Here is a 24,345-nt window from a genome sequence, read left to right as displayed (position 1 = left end):
CGAGCGCCTCGACCGGCTGGGCGATCAGCGCTAGCCCGTCGGTCCGGTCGAGGCGCTCGCCGGCCAGCACCCGCTCGAGTGCGTCGTCGACCGTCTCGTTTCCAGTCTCGTAAACCACATATCTAGTCTCGGTTGACGCCATTATAATGGTTTTGGATAGTCGTGGCTGTTGTCGGGTACTCCTCGATCGGGCCGCGTCGGGTGAATCCGGCGCGTAGCCGAGTGGTGTTTACGGCCGAAACTATCGGTTCGAACAATGCTTACAGCGTTCACATTTGTTCCCCAACCTTTGAATAGTGGTATGTAATATCACAGCGTATGGTCGTTCGTGTTCCAGCGGAGCGATTCGAGGACGTGCCGGAGTTCGACTACGAGCCGCAGTACGTCGACGTCGGCGAGTTACGGATGGCGTACGTGGAAACCGGCGGCAGTGCAGACGGCGACGAAGCCGAGGAAACGTTCCTCTGTCTGCACGGCGAACCCACGTGGTCGTTCCTGTATCGGAAGATGATGCCAACGCTGGCCGAGCGCGGCCGCGTGATCGTCCCCGATCTGATCGGCTGTGGTCGCTCCGACCGGTACGAGGACCGCGACGAGTACTCCGTCGAGATGCATTACGACGCGCTCGAGACGTTCGTCGAGGAGCTCGATCTGACGAACATCACGCTCGTCTGCCAGGACTGGGGTGGCGTCCTCGGACTCCCGCTCGCGACCCACGAGCCCGAACGGTTCTCGCGTTTGGTGCCGATGAACACCGGCGTTCCGGACGGGTCCCAGGAGATGAGCGAGCGGTGGCACGAGTTCGCCGAGATGGTCGCGACAGCTGACGACCTCGACATCGGCAGACTGGTCGAAAACGGTTGCTACCACGATCTCTCGGCGACCGTGGTCGACGCCTACCGAGCGCCGTTCCCCGACGAGCGATATATGGCCGCCGCGCGGACGTTTCCCGGCCTCGTTCCCACGTCGCCCGACGATCCCGGGGCGGAGTTGTTCGCCGAAACGCAGGACCTGCTGGGTGAATGGGAGAAACCGGCGTTCGTGCTGTTCGCGAGGGAGGATCCGATCACGTCCCACGACCGCGATCCGCTTCGACACCACATTCCGACTGCGACCGAACAGCCCGACATCTGGATCGACGAGGCGGCCCACTTCCTGCAGGAGGACGCCGGCGAGGAAATCGCCGAGTACATCGTCGACTTCGTCGACCGAACCTGACTCGAGGCGCAGAACCGACTGCTACCGGGGCGTCTCCGTGCCTCACTTCTCGAGCGCCGTCGCCAGTTCCGCGTGGTCGTCGACGTCGGCCTCGAGGGGCTCGCCCGTCTCCTGTGTGCGATTTCGGGCGGCGAGAAGGACGTGTGCCGGAATTTCACCGACGGTCGATGAGCAGTGGAACCGCGACCCAGCCACCTCGAGCAACGGTTTTCCGAATCAACGACTTCGACGACGTGCAACTGGTCGATTGTCAACCTCCACGGCCATCGATCCCGGCCGATGGCCAGCACACTAATACGTCATCGATCTCATCTCTCGTGACTGAAAGAATTCCAAAAATTAAAGTCGCGTGATAATCGACTAGCAGAGAAGGAATTCATGACAGATAGTACGACAGACACGCAGTCGGCCGACGCCGGGTTCGACGTGGGCTCGAGCGTCGACGATCTCTTCGGGGAGATCGAGTCGGACGGGGATCCGGGGGGCGACCAGCGAGCCGAGACCGACGACGGAGACGGATCCGACGCCGTCGAAGATCGGACGGCTGCCGACGTCTTCGACCAGCTTCGGACGGACGCCGGCGACGAGAGCGGTGCCGACGACATTCTCGCGGACGAGAGTCCGGACGACATCATCGCGAGCGCGGACGAGCCGGGCCCCGAGCCCGACGCAACGGTCGACGACGATCTACTGGCAGACGACGACGAACTCGCGGATCTCCTGCTCACGGGTCGCACGAAAGAACAGGAGTTCCTCTGGATCGAGACGGACGGTTCGGACGAAACCGGCGAGCCTAGTGAACCCGACGAGTCCAGCGAGGCAGACGTCGAGACCGAGACGGACTCCGAACCGCCGACCGGCGATGCCGATCCGAGCGGCGGTGTCGACGAGCCCGCTGCCCCCGACGAGCTCGTAGAGCGGCTCTTCGGAGATAGCCCCGAGTCGGATTTCGACCCCGACGAGGCTACGGCGACCGATGCCGGCACCGAGAGCGACTCGCCGTCGAATTCGAGCATCGCCGTCTCGGATCGGGACCGCGGGACGGACTCGAGCGTCGAAACCGACGCGGACGAGCCCGCGGCCGAGGAGGCGGAGAGCGACAGCGCGAGCGAACGGCCGGACGATACGGAGGCGGCGGACGACAGCGCAGCCGACGACGCGGACGCGACGGACGGGTCCGTAGCGACCGACGACAGCTCCTCCGGTTTCTTCGGTCGGCTGCTGTCGATCATCGGCGGGCTGTTCTGACGGCTCTGCCGGCCTCCCCACCGGCGATTCGAAGGTGACCGACCGCGGCGCTCAGTTTCTCCCTGGCGGTGTCTGTCAGACGGTCTACCGGTGCCGGTTCTCGGTCCCTCGAGTCGTTACGGGTCGGGGTGCCACACCAGTCCACGTCGCCGGACCGTGTACGGGCGTTCGCCACAGGACGGACAGACCGTACCGCTGCCGGGTTCGTCGGCCCGCTCCGGAATCGTGTGTTCGGTCCCACAGTTGTCACACTCGAGCCAAACAGACATACGATATCCTACGAGCGACGCCTGTATGACGGCACTGCGGGAAAGCGACGGGTCGGGCCGGAACCGGGTGGCTCCGGCAACGCTGGGACTCGCGCCCTGAATCTCGGAACTCGTCGAGCCGGGGAAAACGAAAGAACGTCAGCCCGCAGCGTCGAGCGCGGACTGACCGGCGTGCGAGACCGCGGCGTTAGTCGAGGAACCCTTCGATGTGGTCGGCGACTTCCTCGGGAGTATCGCCGACGGGGACGCCGGCGTCGTTGAGCGCGCTGATCTTGCTCTCCGCGGTCCCGGTCCCGGAGCCGGAGACGATCGCACCGGCGTGGCCCATTCGCTTGCCCGGTGGCGCGGTGCGGCCGGCGATGAAGCCCGCGACCGGCGTGTCGACGTAGTCGTCGATGAACGCGGCGGCCTCTTCCTCGTCCTCGCCGCCGATCTCGCCGCACATGACGATGGCGTCGGTGTCGGGGTCGTCCTCGAAGAGTTCGAGGGCGTCGACGAAGTCCGTCCCGATGATCGGATCGCCGCCGATACCGATGGCCGTGGTCTGGCCGATACCGCGGTTGGTCAGGCTATCGACGACCTGGTAGGTCAGCGTCCCCGACCGGGAGACCAGACCGACGTTCCCCTCGGAGAAGATGTTGCCGGGGAGAATGCCCAGTTTGGCCTCGCCGGGCGTGATGAGGCCGGGACAGTTCGGACCGATGAGTCGCGTGTCGGTCTCGGAGAGGCGCTTGTTGACCCGCGCCATGTCCTGGGTCGGGATGCCCTCCGTGATCGCGACCGCGAGGTCGAGCCCCGAATCGAGCGATTCGAAGACGGCGTCGCCGGCGAACGCCGGCGGGACGAAGATGACGGACGTGTCCGCGTTCTCCTCGTCGACCGCTTCGTGGACCGTGTCGTAGACCGGCACGCCGCTGACTTCTTGTCCGCCCTTGCCGGGGACCGCACCGGCAACGACGTTGGTGCCGTACTCCATCATCTGCTCGGCGTGGAACTTCCCTTCCCCGCCGGTGATGCCCTGTACCACGACGCGCGTGTCGTCGTCGACTAGTACACTCATTACTCGCTCACCTCTCCAGCGTACTCGACGGCACGCTGAACCGCGTCCTCGAGGGTCTGTTCGACCGTCACGAGGTCCTCGTTCAGAATCTCCATCCCTTCCTCCCAGTTCGTCCCGGCCAGTCGGACGACGACCGGCTTGGGGATCTCGTCGAACTGCTCGAGCGCCTCGTTGATCCCGCGGGCGACCTCGTCGCCGCGCGTGATCCCGCCGAAGATGTTGAAGACGACCGAATCCACGTTGTCGTCCGAGAACACCATGTCCAGCGCGTTCGCGATGCGGGCGGCCTTCGCGCCGCCGCCGACGTCCAGGAAGTTCGCGGGCTCGCCACCGTAGTGGTCGACGAGGTCGAGTGTCGTCATCACGAGTCCGGCACCGTTGCCGATGATACCCGTGTTGCCCTCGAGTCGGACGTAGTCGAAGCCGTACTCGTCGGCCTTCTGCTCGAGTTCGTCGCCGCCGGCCGCTTCCTCCTCCATCTCGGCGAGTTCGGGCTGGCGGAACAGCGCGTCCTCGTCGATGTTCATCACGGCGTCGGCCGCGATGACCTCGTTGTCGCTGGTGACCATCAGCGGATTGATCTCGGCGTCGGCGCCGTCCTTGTCGTCCCAGAGCTGATAGAGGGTCGTGAGAACGCTCGAGACGTCGCGCGCGACGGACTGATCGACGCCGGCGTCGTAGACGGCCTTCCGGGCCTGGTAGGGATGCATCCCGAAGGCGGGATCGATGTGTTCGCGGGCGATCGCTTCGGGATCCTCCTCGGCGACCTCCTCGATGTTGACGCCACCCCTGGTCGAGACCATCGCGACGGGTTTGCCCTCGCCGCGGTCCATCGTGATCCCGACGTAGAGTTCGTTCGTGAAGTCGACCGCTTCCTCGACGAGGACGCGATCCACGTGATACCCCTTCAGATCCATTCCGAGGATGGACTCGGCCGCCTCGCGGGCCTCGTCCGCGTCGTCGACGAGTTTGATCCCGCCGGCTTTCCCCCGGCCGCCGACCTGTACCTGTGCCTTCACCGCGACTGGATAGCCGATTTCCTCGGCCGCGGTGACGACGCCGTCGACGTCGGACGCGAGCTGCGAGTCCGGCGTCGGTACCCCGGCATCGGCGAAGACCTGCTTCGCCTGGTACTCGTGTAATTTCATACCATTCGAACGGCCGTTCCGACCTTGCTTAAATCCTGCCAGTTTCCACTCGGCACCGGGTATCCATCGACGTGTATCAACGACACGACCGATGTGAGTCCCGTAGCGTGTTCTCGTTCGCTACGTTTGTGTGGATTTTCAATTGAAGCGGGAGAGAGACAATCACGCGTCCGAACTCGACCCCGCAGCGGCGTCACGAGTGGTCGATCTTCAATACCGTCAGCAACCGTCCGTCCGAGATAGACTGCGGAACGCCTCGGACTCAAGCGTATAGGGTATGACAGTACACTCACGGTATTGCCACTCGCATGCACGGTACTGACACGCATATACACGGTACTGCCACTCGCATGCACGGTACTGACACGCATATACACGGTACTGCCACTCATATGTACGGTACTGTCCCCTACACCCGCGCCAGCTCCCTCCACCCTGGCCGCGAGCACCGGAGCACCGAGCGGTTCGACGTCGACTCGAGGGGCGACCTCCAGCAGAGCATTCAATGCTCGCCTATACTAACGACGCGTAGAGGTCGCCCTGTGACCAACCCTACCGCAACGCATCGATCGTCGGGGTGGCTGTCGTCGGTAACGGCCGTGCTCCGATTTCTGGTCCACAGCAATCTCTTTATCTCGCTGGCGACGGTCAGCGTGGCCGTCACGACGATACTTCTCGTGAACCTCTCGCTCGAGCCCCTGCCGCTGTTCATCGTCTTCGCGGCGACGATGTTCGTCTACACCGTCAATCGGTTCACGGATCTCGAGGAAGACGAGCAAAACGTCCCGCGGCGCGCGGCGTTTACGAAGCGGTACGGCCGCCTCTGGCTGACGGCCGGGATCGTCCTCTACGTCGCCGCGATCGGGATCGCCGTCGCGCTCGGTCTGCCGGGGGCCGCGTATCTGTTCCTCCCGCTCGCGGTCGCGCTGCTGTACTCCCTCGGCGGCGTCAAACGAACCTTCCTCGTGAAGAACCTCGTCGTCGGGCTCGCGTGGGGTGCGATCCCGCTGGGAGTCGGCTACTACTATGATCGGGTCGCTTCGCTCGAGATCCTGTTCCTGTTCGCCTACGTGACGGTCATGATCACGATCGCTGCGGTGATCTTCGACGTGAAGGACATCGAGGGGGATCGCGAAGAGAGCATTCCGACGGTTCCGAACCTGTTCAGCCCGCGAACAACGCGCGTCGGGTCGCTACTCGCGACTGTCGCCGTCGCCGCCGCGGTCGTCGCCCTCGTAGCGACGGGCATGCTACCGCGCGAGTTCCTCGTCGTGCTCGCGATGAACGCCTACGTCTGTGCGTACATTCCCTTCGCGACGCCCGACCGCGGCCCGCTGTACTACGGCTTCGTCGTCGACGGCGAGCACGTTTTCCTCGCCGCCCTCGTCTGCGCGCTCGAGTGGCTGGTCTGGTGAATCACACCCCGTTCTCAGTCGTCGTCTGCGACGCCGGTCGCCCGCAGGTACTCCTCGAGCAGCGTCGGAAACTGCCCCCCGCGGACGTACCGGAGACCGAACTCGTCGGCCCAGGAGATGATGCCTCGATCCTCGGTGACGACGCCGGCGTCTAACTCTCGAGCGAGAACCAACAGGTCGAAGTCCTCTCGAGAGTCGAGCACGCCCTGCCGGAGCGCCTGACGATACTTGTCACGCATGTCCGAGAGAATTCGATCGGCGTCGGTCATGTACTCCTCGCGCCCGTCGTCGGCGTTCGAGCCACCGGCGAGCGCTTCGGGATCGAGCTGTTCGACTTCGCGGATCGCCTTCTCCGAGACGCGGAGGCCGCGGTCCACGCGGTCGCTCATCTCGTCGATGAAGTTGTAGACGATGTTCGCCGGAATCGTGACGCCGTACCGGTCGGGGCTCTTGCGAACGACCCACGTGTTGAGCCGCGAGAACACCGCGTCGTCGACGTCTCGCTCACGCAGCATCGTCGCGAGTTCGTCGTGGATCGACGGCGGCACGTAACAGGAGATGTTGAGTTCGAGCCGTGCAGTCGCGACGAGATCGAGCAGGCGGATCACGGCGTCCTCGAGCGATTCGTCGTCCCGACGGATCTCCTCGGTGATGAACAGCGACGTGTCGAGGACGAACCGTTGGCGCGGCAGTTCACCGGGCATAGTCGTCAGTTGAACGGGAATCCACATAGACCTCATCCCGCGATCGATTCGGAGCGGCGAACGGCCGAACCGATCGACGATCGGGGGTCGACCGGGTGTTTTTCACCGGGAACGTGGTCGGAGAGGTATGGACCGCAACGAGTACCTCGAGCGGCTCGAGGCAACCACGGAGGAGGCCGACGACCTCTTCGAGCACTTCGAGCAGCGGTCGGCGGCCGGCCGGACGCACTACGTGCTTACCGCCGCTCGCCACGGCGTGGAGCGTGGAACTATCATCGTCGAGGAGAGTGATGTCGTCGTTCGCGGCTATCCGAGTATTCCACGGATTCTCGTTCTCGATCCCGGTATTCCCTCGTTTTTCGAGGCGAGCGAGACGATCGCAATCGAGGAGAAGCTCGACGGCTTCAACGTCCGGATCGCAGCTGTTGGAGCGGGTGCCGGGGAGTCCCTCGCGTTCACCAGGAGCGGCTACGTCTGCCCGTTTACGACGGCGCGAGCGCGCGAATGCCTCCCGCTCGAGGAGTTCTTTTCGAGCCATCCGGCGAAAGTCCTCTGTACCGAACTGATCGGACCGGAGACGCCGTACACGACCCACGACTACGAGGGCGTCGACACCCACGAGTTCCGGGTGATCGACATCCGTGACCGCGAGTCTGGCGAGCCCCTCCCCGTCGCCGATCGGCGGTCTCGCTGTGAGGAGTACGGATTCGGACAACCGCGCCACTTCGGGCGGGTGGACCCGTCGACCGCAAGTACGACGGTCAAAGGGACGATCGACGAACTCGATACGGCGGGACGAGAGGGCGTCGTCCTGAAGTCGGCTGACGGGCAATCGATGGTCAAGTACACGACCGAATCACAGCACCACGAGGAACTCGCGTACGCCTTCTCGCTTCCCTTCGATCACGGCCGTGACTTCGTCCTTTCCCGAATCGTTCGGGACGCATTTCAGGCGGCCGAATTGGACGAGACCGATGCTCGGCTCAGAGCGCGGGCGCACACGCTCGGCGAATCGATCCTCGAGCCGATGGTCTCGACCATTCGGGACGTGGCGGACGGCGAAACCGTCGGGGAACGGCACACGGTCAGGGGCGATCCCGACGCGATCGACGCACTTCTCGAGCACCTGCGCGAGCAATCACTGACGCTCGAGTTCGAGTCCGATCGGCGGGAAGACGGTGAGCGTGTCGTCGAGTTCGTGAAGGTGGCCGAATCGAGTCGGGACCGGATCCGGTACTATCTGGACGGTGGGACACGAGACGAATGACGGGAGAAGCGGTACGAATCCCGAGTCCTGTCCGACAGTAGCGGGTCGAACGAGCCGCTCAGTCTCGTGGAGCCTCGGCCTCGATATCGGACACAGATGCGGGATCGGTCTGGCTCGACGCAGGGGCCGAATCGACGCCGCGGAATTCGAATCTGGCACCGCCGCGCTCGCTCTCGACGGCCGTGACGGTCCAGCCGTGAGCCGTCGCGATTCCGTCAACGATGCTCAGCCCGAATCCCGTTCCCGCCGGATTGGTCGTGTAGCCGTCCTCGAAAACGTCTTCCTCGTCGAGCAGTCCCCGACCGTCGTCGGCAACGTAGAACCCTATCGATCCACCGCCATCGTCCACGGCGATGGTGCCCACCTCGACCTCGAGCGACGACCTGATCGGGTCCGCGCCGTCGTCCGTTCCGTCCGGTGTACCGTGTTCGACGCTGTTCCGAAACAGGTTCTCGAACAGGCGTGTTACCCGCTTCGCGTCGGCGAGAATCGTCATATCGAACGTCACGGAGAGGGTGGCATCGCCGGTGTCGACGCTCTCCCAGGCTCGCTCGGCGAGATCGGCGAGTGCGACCGGTTCGGGATCGGTGACCGCCGAGCCCTCCCGGGCGAGCGCGAGCACGTCCTCGATGATCGTCTCCATTCGGTCGTGTGATCGCTCGATCTCGTCGAAATACTGGACCGGATCGTCGGCCTCGCGAGCGAGATTCAGATAGCCGTCCGCGACGTTCAGCGGGTTTCGAAGGTCGTGTGACACGATGTTCGCGAACTGTTCCAGACGCTCGTTCTGTTGCTCGAGGCGTTCTTCGTGGCGTTTCCGTTCGGTGATGTCACGGATGATGAGCAGCCAGCCGACGTGGCGATCTCGGCTGTCCTCGATCGGCGTCGACCGGACGTGGTAGGCGACGGTATCGAGCGAAAACTCCCGCTCCGATTCGACGGGGGCAGTCGTGATCTCGTCGTACTGTTCTTCCAACACGGAATAGCCGTCGATCAACGAGTGGACGTCGGTTCCGATCACCGATCTGTCGGTGCCCTCGAACAGGTCCCGCGCGGCGGGGTTGATATCGATAATCCGGTCGTCCGTGTCGACGACGAAGACGGCGTCAGTGACAGTATCGATGACTCGATCGCGGGCGATCGGGACGATGTCGGCCAGTCGGTAGCGAACGATGGCGACCGCGTACAACGATCCGGTCACGACGAACCCGATCGGTGACGTATCGAACTCGACGAAACCGGCGGCGTAGACGCCGTTTGCGACCCAGGTCGCGAGCGTTCCGGCGAGGAGTGCGGCACTCTGGCCCTTGTACAGCGACCGGGACCGGTAGAGAAATCCGAGTATGAGGACCGTCACCAGTCCCGAAACGAGGTACGCGTAGCCGACGTGTGCCCAGAGCAGCGGGCCGGGCTCGAGGACCCCGTCGAACGACTCGAAAAAGAGATGAAACGGATTGACGACGGCGAGGATGGCCAACAGTATCGGTTCGGCCGACAGGACGGCGAGTGTCGGAGTCGTGAGGAACTTCTCCCGTCCGGTGTACACGAGGGTGAAGACGAGAGACGCCATCGTCGCGAATCCGACGCCCAGGAATAACGTTCCGGTCAGTACGGTGGTTGCAAGGGGATGATCGATAACGGACAGCAACACCAGCGACACGTCCCACAACCCCGCCGCGAGGACGGCCCCGAGAAGCGAGATCACACCGGTCTTCCCGCGGTGCTGCCAGAGAACCACCGCGAGTGCAGCGCTCACCAGCGCCGAAAGGATGTAAATCAATAGGATGGGGTCAAGTCCCTGTATCATCGTCCGTACTCGAGTGCCGAGTATGTAAAGTGCAATGGCCATTTCGCAGGATACCAATGCTTGCGCCGGTCCGAAAGAGGGGCTCATCACAAACACGTGAGATCGCGGTCGGCGGTCCGCGCCCGTCTCGGTCGGTCGATCGGGAACGAACCATTTAGGCACCGGCCGACGGTACGGTGGTGTATGCCCGTCCCCAAATCGGAGTTCGAGAACCTCCCGCCGTGTGACTTCTACACGCCGGCGGAGCTCCTCGAGGACGACCAGATGTACACCGTCTACGAGATCGCTCGATTGTTGCAGGGACTCGAGCCCGACGCGGATATCGATCGCGAGACCGAGGACATTCTGCTCGACTGGGCGATCCCGTGGGTCATGACCAACGCCGAGGACCTCGTGGTCGCCGAGCCGCGGGACGAAGACGAACCCGGCTACTACGGCCTGAGCGAATGATCCTCCTCGTGGTCGGTGCCGATCGCGTCGACGCCGGCAAGACCACGTTCTCAGCCGGCCTGCTCGATCGAACCGGCGCGGCCGGTTACAAGCCCCGCGCCGGCAACGACTTCTGGTTCGACCACGACGACTGCCGTCGCGCCCTCGACGGCGGGCGGCTCTACGGCAAAGATGCGATGCGGCTCTCGGCGGCAGACGGCCGGGGCCGACCGCCCGAACGACTCAATCCCGTCCACCGGCTCTGGCGACCCACCCCCGGCGACGGAAGCGGCCTACTCGGGAGGACCGATCGGGAGTTCGTCGTCGACCGGATCGGTCGCGGGATCGACGAGTCGCTGTTCGTCCGCAACGCGACCGCCGAGATTCCGGACGCTGTCGCCGACGCCCTCCCGCTCGCGGACGCGATCCCCGTCGAGACCGTCGAGGAGTACAACGACCTCGCCGAACGGGAGTACGTCCCCGCGTTCGAACGACTGGCCGACGAGATCGAGGCGGCCGAGGTCGCCGTCGTCGAATCCTACAGCGACATCGCGCTCCCGCTCGCGTCGCTGGATCCCGCGTCGATCGCCGCCGTCGCGGCTGTCGAACCCGGTCGCGTTGGGATTTACGACGGCGATCGCTACCGTCGGGCCTGCGAGATCGCGAACTCGAGCCCCAGAGACGGAACGCTCGAGAAGCGCGTCCCCGACGTACTCGAGTATCTCGATCCCCTCGAGCGCGTCCGGCTGCCACCGCTCGACAGCGACGCGCGTGACGATCCCGCACGGATCGCACGCGCGTACGATCGCGCCTACAACGCGTTGCTCGACGCCGCTGGGCGAGTATCGGTCTCACCGATTTCCGACTGATCTAACGGCTCTCCGCGAGGATCCAGCCCGCAAACTCGAGGCCGGACGAACCGAGTCTACATCTGTCGCGCCATCTGCGCCGACAGTTCGACGTGATCGTAGGGGTCGCTCGTCACGCTCGGCCCGTGACCGGTGTGCATCGCCTCGAGTTCCGGATCGATCCGCTCGAGCACCCGATCGATGCTCTCGATCAGGGCCCCCCGGTCGCCCTCCTCGAGATCAGTTCGACCGAAGCTCCCGTTCTGGAAGACGAGGTCGCCCGCGAACAGCACACTCGCGTCGGCCGAGTACAAGCAGAGGTGATCGTCCTTATGTCCCGGTGTGTGGAGCGCGACGTAGTCGTCGTCGCCCAACTGGACCGTCTCCTCGTCCGCGATCGCGTGGTCGACGCCGTCGATCGAGGTGTCGTACCCCCACGCGTCGACGTCGAAAGCGTCTTTCACCGCCGGGAGGTTTCCGACGTGGTCGCGGTGCGTATGCGTCAGGATGACGGCGTCGATTTCGTCGATTCGATCGCGGACGGCGTCGACGAGGTCGAAGTTCGCACCCGTATCGACGAGCACGGGCCGGTCGCCGGGGACGAGAAAGACGTTGCTGGTAAACGCCTGTACGCCTTCCGCGAGGTTCGTTATCATGGCCGGCGCTACTCGGTCGAGTGATTTGTGGCTATCGACACGGGTCGGAGCGAGCCGAGGGGACGGTGCAACGTGACCCGGCGTTTCGAGAGTTTCGGGCGGATGGCTCTCGGGAACGCTCCACCGACTGCCCGGCCTGTGATCCAGTTTGCGTCGATACCGCTATTCACAAGGATTTTTAGCACCGGCACGTACTGAGTAGACGAATGAACCGGTCGGGCTCCGTCGGATTCGTCGGTCTCGTCATCCTCGCGCTCGTGACCGGGGTCTGCGGACCGATCGCGTTGGCTGACACTGGATCCGCTTCGCCATCAGTGACGGAGCCGGCTCCGACCGAGACGCGATCCGCGACGATGGTCACCCAGGCGGACGGGAGCCCGCTCGTCACCCAGGAAACGCAGGACTTCGACAATACGACGTTCGAGATCACCGTCCACGAGAACGGCAGCGCGACGTGGACGTTCAGATACGAGCGGCGGTTCGCGAACGATGACAACGCGACCGCTGCCAGGGAGAACTTCGAGGCCTTCGCCGAGGAGTTCGAAGCCAACGAGACGGATCTGTACGACGGGTTTACCAATCAATCGCGTACCCTGACCGAAATCGGTGGACAGGCGACCGGTCGAGAGATGGACGCGACGAACTTCCGTCGCTCAGCGCAGGTCGAAGAACAGTTCACCGCCACGGGCGCTACCGGGAACGAATCCACCGCGACGGGCGTCGTCGAAATGTCGTTTACCTGGACGGAATTCGGCGTCGTCGAAGCGGACCGGATCGTCGTCGGCGACGTCTTCGAAAGTATCCCGCTCGCATCCAATCAGGCGATCGTGATCGAGGCGGGCGGCGATCTCACCTTCCGATCCATCGAACCCGACGATGGACAGTACGCCGGCGCCTCGCTCGAGGACGCGGAGTCGGTTCGGTGGAGCGGCCAGCGAGAGTTCATCGACGGCCGGCCCCGGGCGGTGTTCGATCGGCCCGGCGCCGCGAGTAACGCAGCCGGACTCCTCGCGACGATAAGTAGTCTCGGTCTGGGCTGGTATCTCGTCGGTGCCCTCCTCTGTGCAGGCATCGGCGTCGCAGCCGTGGTCTGGTACCGACGACGCGGCCCCGGTAGCGAGAAAGTCGCCGCTACGGCGTCCGATTCTACCGGCGATTCGGCGCCGCCGCCAGCAGCGGCCGACACGAATGATGAGTCCGACGGTGAGCCCGAACCACTCTCCGACGAGGAACTCATGACGGACGAGGACCGCGTCGTCACGCTCATCCAGGAGAACGGCGGCCGGATGAAACAGGTCAATATCGTCGAGGAAACCGGCTGGTCGAAGTCCAAGGTCAGCATGCTGCTCTCCGATATGGAAGACGACGGCACCATCAGCAAGCTCCGCGTCGGCCGCGAGAACATCATCAGCCTCGAGGGCTTCGAACCGGAAGCGACCAAGTCGCCGTTCGACGAGTAACGGCCACCGACGAAACGCCGGCCACTGATCCGCTCTCGCGTGGCAGAGGTCGACAGCCCCGAAACGAAACGGAATCCTTAAACATCGTACTGCGCAACGATTGAATAGAGACGACGCCCGCTCCGACGTCCTGTGGACCACCGCGACGCAGGGCCCGGAGCGAGACGGCGCGTCGCGCTCCGATGGTGTAGTCCGGCCAATCATATTGCCCTCTCACGGCAATGACCTGGGTTCGAATCCCAGTCGGAGCATCCTTTTCGCGACCTACACCGTGAGCAAGCCGTATATTCGACAATGATCACAGGCAATTCGGCTCAAACTGAGGAATGCCGAGCAACAGTTCGACTGGCACGCTCAGCTACCGGTCGACGAATCGGTAGATCTGACTACGGAAGGTCGTCCATTGACCGATGGTTCTTAAAATTTGTCACTTTCGAAGAATCGTAAGAAGTCTCTATTCAAATAGGGATATGCTAACTACGGAGTGTAAACCCACACGCAGTATGATTTGATATAACAGCTGTTGCCCGTTTCGACGCTTTGTTTCACTCTACTTATAAACATTTGTGGAGAACTATTAATATACTACAACTCAGTATCAGCATAAGAAGGGATGATTTACTTGAAGAGAGACAATCAGGTGCAACAGTATCGAACAGTGGGATCCGCAGGGAAGACTACTAATGCGTTCCAGTAGACGGCAGCTGCTCGCGACACTGGGGTCCGGAACACTTGCAGGGTGTTTCGGAGGAAGCGATAGCGAAGGGGCGAAGGCATCGCTACTCCTCAATTGGAAACCCAACGGCCTCCACGTTCCGTACTTTACCGCCGCTGAACGAGGGTTCTACGAAGCGGAAACGCTCGAGTTGACGGGGATCGAACCCGGAGAGGGGTCCGACTTTTCGGCAACGCAGGCCGGGTTAGGCAATTCGAAATTTGCGATTACGAGCGCCGGCCAAGTCCTGAACGCGAACGCCAACGAGCTTGACGTCATCGCAGTCGGCATTATCATGCAGCGGGGACCGGTTCAGGTGTTTACCGCCCGTGACAATTTCGGAGCGGAACTCTCAGGGAGTGAACAGCTGGCCGGCGTCACACTCGGAAGCGGTCCCGGGATGGTTCGGCAGATGACGGAGGCGTATCTCGAGCACGAAGGAGTTCTCGATGACGTCGAATACGTCGATAGCGGATTCGATACGGTTCAGCAATTGCTGTCCGGAGAAATCGACGCAGCGAGCGGTGTGTTCAGTGACGTCGTCGATGCTCGCCATCAAGGGTACGATATCGAGACGCTCTCGGTTACCGACGTGATCCCCTCCTACGGTCACGTGATTGCGACGTCGCGATCGTTCGCCGAATCAAATCCCGACACGGTTCGATCGTTCCTTCGGGCGACCGCTCGCGGGGCAGTCTGGGCGAACGACAACCCCGACGACGCGACGGGACTGCTCCTCGAGGCCGTGCCGGAACTCGAGGACACTCGCGCGAATCAGCGCGACAAGTGGAACGAGCTCCGGACGGAGTTCATGCTGTCGGAAGCGGTTCGAGAACACGGCTGGGGGTGGAACGAGTCTGCCGTCTGGGAGTCCCTCCGAACGACGCTTGCGGACGGCGATTACCCGGGTGGAGACGTGACGTCCGAGGACGCCTGGACGAACGACTATCTCGACACGGACGACGAACACATCGGCGAATACGGCGAGCTGGTCGAGCCGACGTGATGAGCGACGACAACGCGGGAACGATGCCTGATCAACCGACGAAGTGGCTCCCGAATTCGTCACCAGCGGTCCGACAGCGTCTTCGCCGCCGGCTCGACGGCGGTTTTCGTGGACCCGCACTCGGGACGATACTGTGCGTGCTCACCATCGGGTGCTGGCATGCAGCTGTCGTCCTCTCTGATCTCCCGACAGTCGTGCTTCCCGCTCCGGCGGAGGTGGGTGTCGCGCTCATTGATCTCCGTTGGATACTCGCCGGCGACGCTGCAGTAACAGCGCTGACCGCCGGACTCGGACTAACGGTGGGGCTCGTTATCGGGACGGTACTGGCGTTTTTCATGGCCATCTCTCGATCCGCTGCAGCAGTTATTCTCCCCTACGTAGTTGCGCTCCGTATCGCGCCACTCGTTGCCATCGCGCCGCTCCTGTTCCTCTGGTTTGGTCGTGGGGTACCGGGAAAAGCGCTCCTCGTGACGACCATCACTGTCTTTCCGATAACCATCGCGTCGCTCGACGGACTGCGATCAACGCCCGAGTCGTATCTCACGCTTCTCCGGTCTGTCGGTGCGTCGCCGTCGATGGTCTTCCTCCACGTTCGACTTCCAGCGGCTGCTCCGAGCGTCTTTGCTGGAATAAAAAATGCGTCAACACTCGCAGTGATTGGGGCGGTCGTTGCCGAATTCGTGACACTCGACGCGGGTATCGGTTATCGAGTGTTCGAAACGTCCACTTCCCTCCAGACAGCCAATTCGTACGCTGCACTCGCCGTTCTCTCCGGGCTCGGACTCCTCTTCTACGGCATCCCATCTCTCCTGGAACGGGCAGTCAGAACGAGATTCAACTGACTCAGGAAAGCGGCAGTCGGCGATGGACTATCCGCTGGCAAACGCCGACCAGCCCGTACAGCGCGAGTCCAAGGACCACGAGGACGACGAGTGCGGCGATAATAATATCAGTCCGAAGGTTTTCCAGACCCAGGAGGATGAGGTAGCCGAGCCCGGTGCTCGCGACGACCCATTCGGCGACGATCGTACCGACGACTGTGAGCGTGACCGATTGTTTCAATCCGGCGAACACGTCCGGAACCGCGTACGGCAACCTGAGATGAACGAACGTGTTCACCCTGCTCGTGTCGACCGAACGGAGTAACTCGACGTGTCGTTCCGGCGTCCGTGAGAGCCCTGCAACAGTGTGCAATACCAGCGGGAAGAAGGCGATGAGCGCGATGAACACGATCGCGGTTGTCATTCCCGTTCCGAGATAGATCAGCAAGAGGGGTGCGATCGCTATCTTCGGGAGCACCCGAACGGTGACCAGATACGGATACAGTGCCGTCCGAAGTACTGGAACAGTCCCCATGAGAACACCGAGCCCGAATCCGGTGACGATACCGATACCGCCGCCGTAAACGACCTTTTCGAGCGTCGAAACGAGGTTCCGGAGATACAACAGTGGGCTACCGAACAGTTGTGCGAGGACTGCCCCCGGTGACGGTAACAGAAATGATGGGATAGCCAGCAGCGCCGTTCCGAGCCACCACATCGAAACGCCGACGAGCAGTGCTGCTACCGGGAGCATCATTTCGCTCCGCCGAACATCGATCGTGTTCTCCCTCATCGTCCGTCTTCCACACTGTCGTACAGCTTCCGCCTGATATCCGCGACCTGTTTTTGGTATTCGACGCTTCCAAACAGCTCCGTATCCCGCTGGTCCGAAAAGTCGATCTCGAGCGTCGTTTCGATCCGTCCCGGCGCGTCCGTGACGACGGCACACCGGTCACCCAGAAACGCCGCTTCCGGAACGCTATGGGTGATGAACAACGTCGTTTTCTGTTCCCGTTCGTGGAGTCGGCGGAGTTCGACTCCGAGCTGGTCTCGCGTGAGCTCATCGAGCGCGCCGAACGGTTCGTCCAGAAGCAAGACGTCGGCATCCAGATGGAGGGCTCTGACAATAGCGACGCGCTGTTTCATTCCGCCGGAGAGCTCTCGTGGATACGCATCGACGAACTCATCGAGCCCGACCGATTCCAACAGTGAGCGCGCCTGTGCCTCGTCCGGGGGTTTTCCCGCCATTCGTCGGAGGAACTGGACGTTCTCGAGTGCCGTCTTCCACGGGAGAAGCGTGTGGTCCTGGAAGACGAAGCCGAGGTCACCGGCGTCACGACTGACCGCTGGTTCATTGCCGTCTATCGTGACGGTCCCTGCGGTCGGCGACTCCAGTCCGCCGATCACGCGAAGCAGCGTCGTTTTCCCACAGCCTGACGGGCCGACGATGGTGACGAACTCGCTCGGCTGGATCTGCAGGTCGATATCGGCGATCGCAGTGACCGTTTCGAAGGCGACGGTCACGTCGTCGATGGCTATCATGGTCTCGAAAATCGTTGCGTGTGGGCCAACGCTGTCCGCACGCGCTCCCACTCGTCGTCTCGGTGGACGCCCCAGCCGTCGTTTCGGCGGGCTTTACTGTCGGCAAACGACTCGATCGCCCGCCGAAACGTCCGCTCGATTTCCTCGTCCTCGGCGGCGACGTCGGCTGCGATTCGTCTCGCCGCCGGTGTCGGATCCGATCGTCCGGCACGCCACCCCAACATCGTCCCTGTCAGAAACCGCTCGAGCTGCGCCGTCGTCGTCTCGCTGGTCGATGGATCGACGACGAGCGCTGGCCCGTAAATCGGGAATTGGTCCGAGATCGTGAGCACGTCCACGATCTCGTCGTGGGGAAGCGTCCACGGGTCCGAGAACGATCCTGCGACGACGTCGGCGTCGCCGGTACGGAGGGCGTCCGACTCTTCGCCGGTCGTTTCGAATATCTCGACGTCGTCGGCGACGCCGGCCTGTGAAAGGAACAGTTCGGCTAGCAGTCGTGTTTCCGTGTTCGGAGACATGCCGATGCAGCGATCACGGAGCTGGTCGCTCTCGGCGAGTGGCTCGCCGAAAACCGTTCGCGTCGTATACAGCACGGTCATCGCTCGCTGATAGAGCACTGCGAGCGGGGTGATCGAGTCGCCGCCGTGTCGGCCATCGATGAGGACGGCAGCACCGACTATTCCGACGTCGACGTCGCCGGTAGCGACGGCTCGAAGCGCCTGTTCCGAGCCGCTATAGTGGACGAACTCGACATCGACCGGGTCGTATGCCCCTTCCATCCGTGCCGCGTAGAACGGCACGTGAAGGCCGTTCGGTTGCCAGTTGAATCCGAGGCGAATCGCTCCACGGTCGGTGGTAGTTGAACCCGACAGATCGGCGTTCACGGTATCGGTAAGTCGTGCGGCGCGTGTCGCGTATGCGTCGTACATCGCCGTCTCGACCGAGTGGTCGGTTGACCACGCTTTCGGCGGCCGCCCTTGCTCGCTGTCTAGCGTCGTTTCCGTCACTAGTCCCCGACCGGAAAGCCGTGACAGTGCGTCGGCGACGGCCTGGGTACCGAGACCGGTGCCGAGACGAATATCTAGCTGTCGTGCCCGTGGATCCTCGATACGATCGTCTTCGGTTCGGCGAACGAGGTACGCAAGGACCCGAGCGGACTGCGCTCCGAGTCCGATTTCGAAGTCAGCGGCGAGCTGCTCATCGTCACTGTCCAGCACCCAGTGCTCCGCTGACTTCATCGTGCTGGCACCATTGTGGCGGTATTGTTCGCATGTCAGTATAAGCGTACTCCCGACTGAGAGACGCCCTTCGTTCGCGGTAGTCGAGTTTCGGTTGCGGCAGTCGAGACGCGATCTGATCGACTAGCTGCTCGAGCGACAATGCGGTTATTCCGGGGATGTCTCGTTGCCTGCGAGATCCAGGTCGACGAACCGATCGTCGTCGTGTCGATCGATTTCCTCGATCGCCGCGTCGAAATGGGCGGCAGTCAGGGTGATCTGGTCGGGATCCGTGGTCGTACTGTCGACGTACTGTCGGACGGCGACGGTCGCGGCCTCGCGACAGATCGCCTCGATATCGGCACCGACGTGACCGTCGGTTCGTTCGGCGAGAACATCTAGATCGACATCGGCAGCGAGGGGCCGATCGCGCGTATGAACTGTAAAAATCTGTCGTCGGGCGTCCTCGTCCGGGGCATCGACGTGGACGTGTCGATCGAATCGCCCGGGACGCATCAGCGCATCGTCGAGAAGGTCAGGGCGATTCGTCGTCGCGATAACGACGACGTCTTCGAGTTCTTCCAGCCCGTCGAGCTCGGTCAGTAGCTGTGAAACGACGCGTTCGCTGACACTGGAGTCGGCGCTTGCGCCGCCGCGTTCGGCCGCGATCGCGTCGATCTCGTCGAAGAACAGGACAGTTGGAGCGTTCGTTCGCGCTTTCTCGAACACGTCGCGAACGCCTTTTTCGGATTCGCCGACGTACTTGTTGAGTAACTCGGGACCCTTGATCGAGATGAAGTTCGATTGGGCCTCGTTAGCGACGACCTTTGCCAGCAGCGTCTTGCCGGTTCCCGGCGGCCCGTGCAGCAATACCCCCTTGGCCGGCCGAAGTGCCACTCGATCGAAGGCGTCGGGGTGTTCCAGCGGCCACTGGACGGTCTCACGAAGTCGTTGGATCGTTTCCGTCAGTCCGCCGACATCGTCCCAGGTGGCGTCCGGCACTTCCACGAATACCTCCCGGAGCGCAGAGGGGGTCGTACTCCGAAGCGCTGCCTCGAAATCCGCTGCCGTGAGCGTCATGGATGCCAGCGCCGCGTCGTCCGGGTGAGCCTCGTCCGGATGAACGTCGTTCCGACGGAGGGTGTGTAACGCCGCTTCGCGAGTGAGGGACTCCAGATCCGCGCCGACGAATCCGTGTGTGCATTCGGCGAGCGACGCGACGTCGACGTCGGCGGCGAGTGGCATCCCGCGAGTCAGAATTCGAAGGATCTCCTCGCGGCCGTCGCGGTCGGGGACGCCGATTTCGATCTCGCGATCGAACCGGCCGGATCGACGCAGCGCCGGGTCCAGCGTCTCGGGTTGGGTGGTCGTTCCGATGACGACGAGACGGTTGTCGGCCTCGAAATCGTCCATGAGCGAAACCAGTGGCCCGACGCCGTCGATCGAGTTCCCGGTATCGTTCTGCGTTCCGGCGATCGCGTCGAGTTCGTCGATGAAGACGATCGCGGGTTCGTTCGCGGCGGCGTTCTCGAATCGATTCCGGAGGCGTTCCGCCGTTTCGTCGCGGTGTGTCGAAACGACTGCGGGGCCGCTGACGGTTTCGACGTGGATATTCGCCTCGTTCGCGATCGCCCGGACGATGAGCGTCTTTCCCGTTCCGGGTGGCCCGTACAGTAACACGCCGTTCGTCGGTTCGATGCCGAGCCGGCCGAACAGGTCGGGTGAACACAGCGGCAGTTCGACGGTCTCTCGAATCCGGGCGAGCTCCGCGTCCAGGCCGCCGATATCGGTGAAAGTAACTCCCGTCGAGCCGCCGGGGCGGTCGACAGCAGCCGAAAGATCCTCAGCGGGATCCGGTGCCACCGAAATACGCGTCCAGTCGCGCACGAGAACGATATCACCAGGTGACGCCGCGGTGATGCGAACCGGAACTGTCCGCCGAGCGGGATCGTCCACCGCTCGCGATCGGACGGAGACCGGAACGACCTGTCCCACGACGACGGCCCGACTGATGAGTTCGTCTCGCAGGGAGAGATCGAGAGTGGTTCCGTCGTCGAACCCCTTCGGGAGTGCGACTGTGATACTGTCGGCGGGAGAAACCTCGACCGGTTCGACGGTTACCGTCTCTCCGATGTCGACGTCTGCAGTCCGTCGAATCAGTTCGTTCGTGCGGATGGTCCCGTCCTCGATATCGTCGGACGGCATAACTTGTGTGACTGCGCGGTTCCCGTCCGATCCGCGAGCGAGGAGGAAATCGCCGCTGTCGAGCGCGAGTTCGGCGAGCGTTTGACGACTAACGACAGTGAGACCATGGCCAGGATCGCGGTCGGCAAGCGTCTTGACAATGAGTTCCATACGCTTCGCTCGAGCAGTAGTGTTGCGGGACTTATAAAAGCATAGTAGTATCGAGGATTACTTGTATAGTTTCGGGGTTTTTCACACGTTGCAGATCTAGAGTCTCATTTTATACTCTCCACTCAAATACCCCGTCTGTATATATGTGTAATATGTATGAAAGGATAGAAAAGCTATTTGTGGTATCATATGGCATAGGTCAGTGGTGCTGAGATGATTAATGCTAACAGACCTCAACCAACGGCCGAAGAAGCAGCACAGTTGACCGAATACCTCGGCGCTGACGACTCGGTCGTCGATGAGGAACTGACGCTATCGGCGCTGAAATCGGGGATAACTGGGGAGATCAACGACGAATTCGCCTCGATGGGCGAGGCGATCCGAAACGATCTCGAGGGGTCGCTCGACGCGGAGTTGCTCACTGCTGCGTTGTCAGACCTCGAAGCAGAGATCGATCGGCTGTCGGCGGTTCGGGAAGCGGGCATTCCGGACGGGAAGCGCGAACCCGAGCAACTCTACCGGGAACTCGTCGAACCGGGGTGGCGACTGTACGACCACCTCGTCGACGTCGGCTTCTTCGAAAGCGTCGACGAGAACGCCGTGCGATTCTCCGCCGAACATATCAGGAACACCGGTTACGGTCTGGTCGAGGCGAACCCGCTTACGTCAGAACTCGAGACGATCGGCTTCGACGAAGGGGAACAGCTCAGTCTGATCGCGGACCTGCTAAACAACGACAGGGAACTCGCGCGGTGGGTTCCGACGAAGGAGATCCCGGCCGACGTCGAGTTCAACGTCGACTTCGTCCCGCCGCTCCACCAGCGGGCCGCCGGTGGGACGCTGCTGTGGATACAGACACTCGACGTCCACCTGTGGCAGAAACGAGTGCTCATCACCGACGAGATACTCGACGACGGCTACTGGGACGTCAAGGGAATGCTGGGGGGGCTGTACCTGCTGGGTCGGGCCGCACGAGAGATCGCGTCCGAGACGGAACGAACCCTCACGGACGGACAGCTGATGGCGGCACTGACGGCCAGTGCGGCCATCATGATCATCAACCAGCAGAAAATCTGCCAGGACGTGTTTTACATCACCGAGGAGATGCGGGCGGAACCAGAAGCGAGGTAATCACAAATGTCAATAGAAGAAGACAGAGCGGTTCAGGCTGCACAGGATACGGTCGTTCGAGAGACCGATAACGGCTACCGGGTGCTCGGCTCGCCCGAGGAGTCGGTTACCCATCAACACGACATCGATCGCATACCGCAGTTCGACGTTACCCAGGAGATGGTAAGCGGATCCGGTGAAAATCAGGAGGCGTGGCTGACGTATGGCGGTAACTACGAAATGCACCGCTATACGACGGCCGACGTCATCGGCCCGGACAATGTCAACGACCTCGAGGTCGAGTACGACATCAGCGTCGGTTCCGGGTCGAGTATGGAGGGATCGCCGGTCATCGTTCCCGGCGATCCGACGGTCATGTATCAGTCGAACGGGCCGAATCACATCAAGGCGATCGACGCCCGTAACGGCGACGTGCTGTGGAGTTACACCTACGCAGTGCCGTCAGACGTGGTACTGTGCTGTGACGATAACAATCGTGGACCCGCCGTCTGGCAGGACAAGGTGTACATGACGACACTTGACTCGGGGGTCGTCGCACTCAACCGCTATACCGGCGAGGAGGAGTGGTACACGTCCACGGCTGACCACGAACGGGGCTACTCCGCGACGTGGGCACCGATCGTTCACGACGGAACCATCTACACGGGATCCGCCGGCGGCGAGTACGGTGTCCGAGGTTTCCACACGGCTATCGACGCCGAGACCGGTGAACAGAAGTGGTTCACGCGGACCTGCCCCGAGGAGGAGTTCGTCGGCGACTCCATCAATCAGGCGGCCGGCACTAACTGGATGACGGCGACGTACGACGAGGAGCGGGACGTCCTGTACATGCCGGTCGGCAACCCAGGACCGGACTTCGACGGCTCCGTCCGTCCGGGACCGAACCGCAACACGTGCGGGACGCTGTGTATCGACGCCGAGACCGGCGAGCGCCTCTGGTTCCACCAGGAGTCGCCCCACGACGTCTGGGACTACGACTCGGCATCGCCGCGGATGCTCATCCGCGACCTCGAGTTCGACCACCGCGACGAGGTACGGGACACCGTCGTCAACGCCGGCAAGACCGGCTGGGCGTACTCGATGGACGCCGAGACGGGGCAGCTCATCACTCGATCGGATCCGGGTGTCCAGCAGCTGAACATGTTCAGCATGATCCCGCACATCGACGACGGCCGCCGCGGAACGTTCATGCCCGGCGGGATGGGCGGCTGTGACTGGCATCCGGCGACGTACAACCACGAGACCGGGCTAGTGTACTACAAGATGCACAACAATGCTCAGGAGGCGTGGTGGCGATTCGAGGAGTTCGAGGAAGGCCGCAAGTACTGGGGCGGTATCCTCGAAGACGAGACCGAGGCGATGCCCGACGAGTACAACGGCCACATCAGTTCCATCTCCGCGTTCGATCCGACGACGGGGAAACTCGTCTGGCGCGACTGGATCGACAGCGACACCTACCTGTGGGGAGGGACGATGTCGACCACGACGGGTCTGATGTTCGCCGGCACCCAGAACGGCCAGTTCATCGCCTACGACGCCGAGACCGGCGAGCGCCTCTGGGAGTTCGACACCGGCGATGCCCCGCTCTCGTCCAGCCCCATCAGCTGGTACGATCCCGACGAGGGCAAACAGTACATTGCCATTCAAGTCGGCGGTAGCGGCTGGCTCCGACGCGGCAAGCGGGACGACCGCGTCGTCGTCTTCTCGTTGGCCGAGTGAGTCAACCGCTAGTTGTTATTTTTCGTGTCGTCGAATCATCGGTCGCATCGAGTCGCATCACGTCGCCCGGTGATTCACAGGTAGGACAAGCTAACACGCCCTTGATCGCCGTCCTCGATTTCACGTGGGGGAACGTCGCCCCGCAGCGTCTACACCGAGCGTTCTGGCGAGTACCGAGCGACGTTTGCTTTTGCGGAATGCCCTGGACGATGCCGTGGCCACAGGTCGGACAGGTGAGCCCGTCACCACTCGCTCTTTCACCGAGTCTCCGGGGGAATCTCTCACCGCAGTCGACGCAGCGGGCGTCTAT

The 24,345-nt window shown here is 62.6% G+C and carries 22 protein-coding genes, 1 tRNA gene and 1 pseudogene; 12 read left to right on the top strand and 12 right to left on the bottom strand.

Features of this window, described 5'->3' with window-relative positions:
• Positions 1–118 (bottom strand): annotated as a pseudogene (locus tag PGX04_RS11035) (biotin synthase BioB); the annotation flags it as partial.
• Positions 119–318: 200 nt separating this feature from the next.
• On the opposite strand from PGX04_RS11035, the gene PGX04_RS11030 reads away from it, so the two are divergent.
• Positions 319–1,218: a haloalkane dehalogenase gene (locus PGX04_RS11030; RefSeq protein WP_273738546.1), complete on the top strand. Its 900-nt coding sequence runs from the start codon at positions 319–321 to the stop codon at positions 1,216–1,218.
• Between the two features lie 42 nt (positions 1,219–1,260).
• Here PGX04_RS11030 and PGX04_RS11025 read toward each other — a convergent pair whose 3' ends face one another.
• Entirely contained in the window at positions 1,261–1,413 is a 153-nt protein-coding gene (locus tag PGX04_RS11025) for a hypothetical protein (protein ID WP_273738545.1), read from the bottom strand.
• 183 nt (positions 1,414–1,596) lie between these two features.
• On the opposite strand from PGX04_RS11025, the gene PGX04_RS11020 reads away from it, so the two are divergent.
• On the top strand, positions 1,597–2,466 hold the full coding sequence (locus tag PGX04_RS11020; RefSeq protein ID WP_273738544.1) for a hypothetical protein: 870 nt from the start codon (positions 1,597–1,599) through the stop codon (positions 2,464–2,466).
• A gap of 116 nt (positions 2,467–2,582) precedes the next feature.
• Here PGX04_RS11020 and PGX04_RS11015 read toward each other — a convergent pair whose 3' ends face one another.
• From PGX04_RS11015 to sucC, 3 genes are all read right to left on the bottom strand, one after another.
• Positions 2,583–2,735 (bottom strand): hypothetical protein, encoded by a 153-nt coding sequence (locus PGX04_RS11015; RefSeq protein ID WP_273738543.1) that lies wholly within the window; start codon positions 2,733–2,735, stop codon positions 2,583–2,585.
• Between the two features lie 187 nt (positions 2,736–2,922).
• The gene (gene sucD / locus PGX04_RS11010; RefSeq protein WP_273738542.1) at positions 2,923–3,795 is read right to left on the bottom strand and encodes a succinate--CoA ligase subunit alpha; all 873 of its coding nucleotides are present in this window, start codon (positions 3,793–3,795) and stop codon (positions 2,923–2,925) included.
• Complete coding sequence (gene sucC / locus PGX04_RS11005; RefSeq protein ID WP_273738541.1) at positions 3,795–4,943, bottom strand: ADP-forming succinate--CoA ligase subunit beta; 1,149 nt, start codon at positions 4,941–4,943, stop codon at positions 3,795–3,797. The genes sucD and sucC overlap by 1 nt, the downstream gene beginning before the upstream one ends.
• Positions 4,944–5,485: 542 nt before the next feature.
• Between sucC and PGX04_RS11000 the strand changes: the two genes are divergently transcribed.
• On the top strand, positions 5,486–6,358 hold the full coding sequence (locus PGX04_RS11000; RefSeq protein ID WP_377042542.1) for a UbiA family prenyltransferase: 873 nt from the start codon (positions 5,486–5,488) through the stop codon (positions 6,356–6,358).
• A 14-nt stretch (positions 6,359–6,372) separates the two neighbouring features.
• Here PGX04_RS11000 and PGX04_RS10995 read toward each other — a convergent pair whose 3' ends face one another.
• A complete protein-coding gene (locus PGX04_RS10995) occupies positions 6,373–7,062 on the bottom strand; it encodes an RNA ligase partner protein (protein ID WP_273738540.1) in 690 nt (229 codons plus the stop codon).
• 127 nt (positions 7,063–7,189) lie between these two features.
• On the opposite strand from PGX04_RS10995, the gene PGX04_RS10990 reads away from it, so the two are divergent.
• A complete protein-coding gene (locus PGX04_RS10990) occupies positions 7,190–8,329 on the top strand; it encodes an RNA ligase (RefSeq protein WP_273738539.1) in 1,140 nt (379 codons plus the stop codon).
• 58 nt (positions 8,330–8,387) lie between these two features.
• On the opposite strand, the gene PGX04_RS10985 is transcribed toward PGX04_RS10990, so the two are convergent.
• Entirely contained in the window at positions 8,388–10,136 is a 1,749-nt protein-coding gene (locus PGX04_RS10985) for a histidine kinase N-terminal 7TM domain-containing protein (protein ID WP_273738538.1), read from the bottom strand.
• Positions 10,137–10,319: 183 nt separating this feature from the next.
• Between PGX04_RS10985 and PGX04_RS10980 the strand changes: the two genes are divergently transcribed.
• Complete coding sequence (locus PGX04_RS10980) at positions 10,320–10,586, top strand: DUF5827 family protein (protein ID WP_273738537.1); 267 nt, start codon at positions 10,320–10,322, stop codon at positions 10,584–10,586.
• Positions 10,583–11,434, top strand: a complete 852-nt coding sequence (locus PGX04_RS10975; protein ID WP_273738536.1) for an ATPase — start codon at positions 10,583–10,585, stop codon at positions 11,432–11,434. The genes PGX04_RS10980 and PGX04_RS10975 overlap by 4 nt, the downstream gene beginning before the upstream one ends.
• 56 nt (positions 11,435–11,490) lie before the next feature.
• Here the strand turns inward: PGX04_RS10975 and PGX04_RS10970 are convergent, their stop codons facing one another.
• A complete protein-coding gene (locus tag PGX04_RS10970) occupies positions 11,491–12,069 on the bottom strand; it encodes an MBL fold metallo-hydrolase (RefSeq protein ID WP_273738535.1) in 579 nt (192 codons plus the stop codon).
• Between the two features lie 206 nt (positions 12,070–12,275).
• On the opposite strand from PGX04_RS10970, the gene PGX04_RS10965 reads away from it, so the two are divergent.
• From PGX04_RS10965 to PGX04_RS10950, 4 genes are all read left to right on the top strand, one after another.
• Positions 12,276–13,529 carry a helix-turn-helix transcriptional regulator gene (locus PGX04_RS10965; protein ID WP_273738533.1) on the top strand — a complete coding sequence of 418 codons (1,254 nt, stop codon included), beginning with the start codon at positions 12,276–12,278 and terminating at the stop codon, positions 13,527–13,529.
• Positions 13,530–13,705: 176 nt separating this feature from the next.
• Positions 13,706–13,780, top strand: a tRNA-Glu gene (locus PGX04_RS10960).
• Between the two features lie 432 nt (positions 13,781–14,212).
• Entirely contained in the window at positions 14,213–15,250 is a 1,038-nt protein-coding gene (locus PGX04_RS10955) for an ABC transporter substrate-binding protein (RefSeq protein ID WP_273738532.1), read from the top strand.
• The gene (locus PGX04_RS10950) at positions 15,250–16,092 is read left to right on the top strand and encodes an ABC transporter permease (protein WP_273738531.1); all 843 of its coding nucleotides are present in this window, start codon (positions 15,250–15,252) and stop codon (positions 16,090–16,092) included. Before PGX04_RS10955 ends, PGX04_RS10950 begins: the two co-directional genes overlap by 1 nt.
• 1 nt (position 16,093) lies before the next feature.
• Here PGX04_RS10950 and PGX04_RS10945 read toward each other — a convergent pair whose 3' ends face one another.
• The 4 genes from PGX04_RS10945 to PGX04_RS10930 all read right to left on the bottom strand — a co-directional run bounded on the left by PGX04_RS10945 (position 16,094) and on the right by PGX04_RS10930 (position 21,185).
• A complete protein-coding gene (locus PGX04_RS10945; protein WP_273738530.1) occupies positions 16,094–16,864 on the bottom strand; it encodes an ABC transporter permease in 771 nt (256 codons plus the stop codon).
• Entirely contained in the window at positions 16,861–17,613 is a 753-nt protein-coding gene (locus PGX04_RS10940; RefSeq protein ID WP_273738529.1) for an ABC transporter ATP-binding protein, read from the bottom strand. Before PGX04_RS10940 ends, PGX04_RS10945 begins: the two co-directional genes overlap by 4 nt.
• Entirely contained in the window at positions 17,610–18,851 is a 1,242-nt protein-coding gene (locus tag PGX04_RS10935) for an ABC transporter substrate-binding protein (RefSeq protein WP_273738528.1), read from the bottom strand. The genes PGX04_RS10940 and PGX04_RS10935 overlap by 4 nt, the downstream gene beginning before the upstream one ends.
• Positions 18,852–18,998: 147 nt before the next feature.
• Positions 18,999–21,185: an AAA family ATPase gene (locus PGX04_RS10930; RefSeq protein ID WP_273738527.1), complete on the bottom strand. Its 2,187-nt coding sequence runs from the start codon at positions 21,183–21,185 to the stop codon at positions 18,999–19,001.
• Between the two features lie 213 nt (positions 21,186–21,398).
• Between PGX04_RS10930 and PGX04_RS10925 the strand changes: the two genes are divergently transcribed.
• Both PGX04_RS10925 and PGX04_RS10920 read left to right on the top strand, forming a co-directional pair.
• A complete protein-coding gene (locus PGX04_RS10925) occupies positions 21,399–22,316 on the top strand; it encodes a hypothetical protein (RefSeq protein WP_377042536.1) in 918 nt (305 codons plus the stop codon).
• Positions 22,317–22,322: 6 nt separating this feature from the next.
• On the top strand, positions 22,323–24,035 hold the full coding sequence (locus PGX04_RS10920; protein ID WP_273738525.1) for a pyrroloquinoline quinone-dependent dehydrogenase: 1,713 nt from the start codon (positions 22,323–22,325) through the stop codon (positions 24,033–24,035).
• The last annotated feature ends 310 nt before the right edge of the window (positions 24,036–24,345 follow it).

The sequence above is a fragment of the Natrinema soli genome, assembly GCF_028618695.1.
The sequence above is the reverse complement of the archived record's forward strand: the minus strand, read 5'-3'. Positions and strand labels throughout refer to the sequence as shown.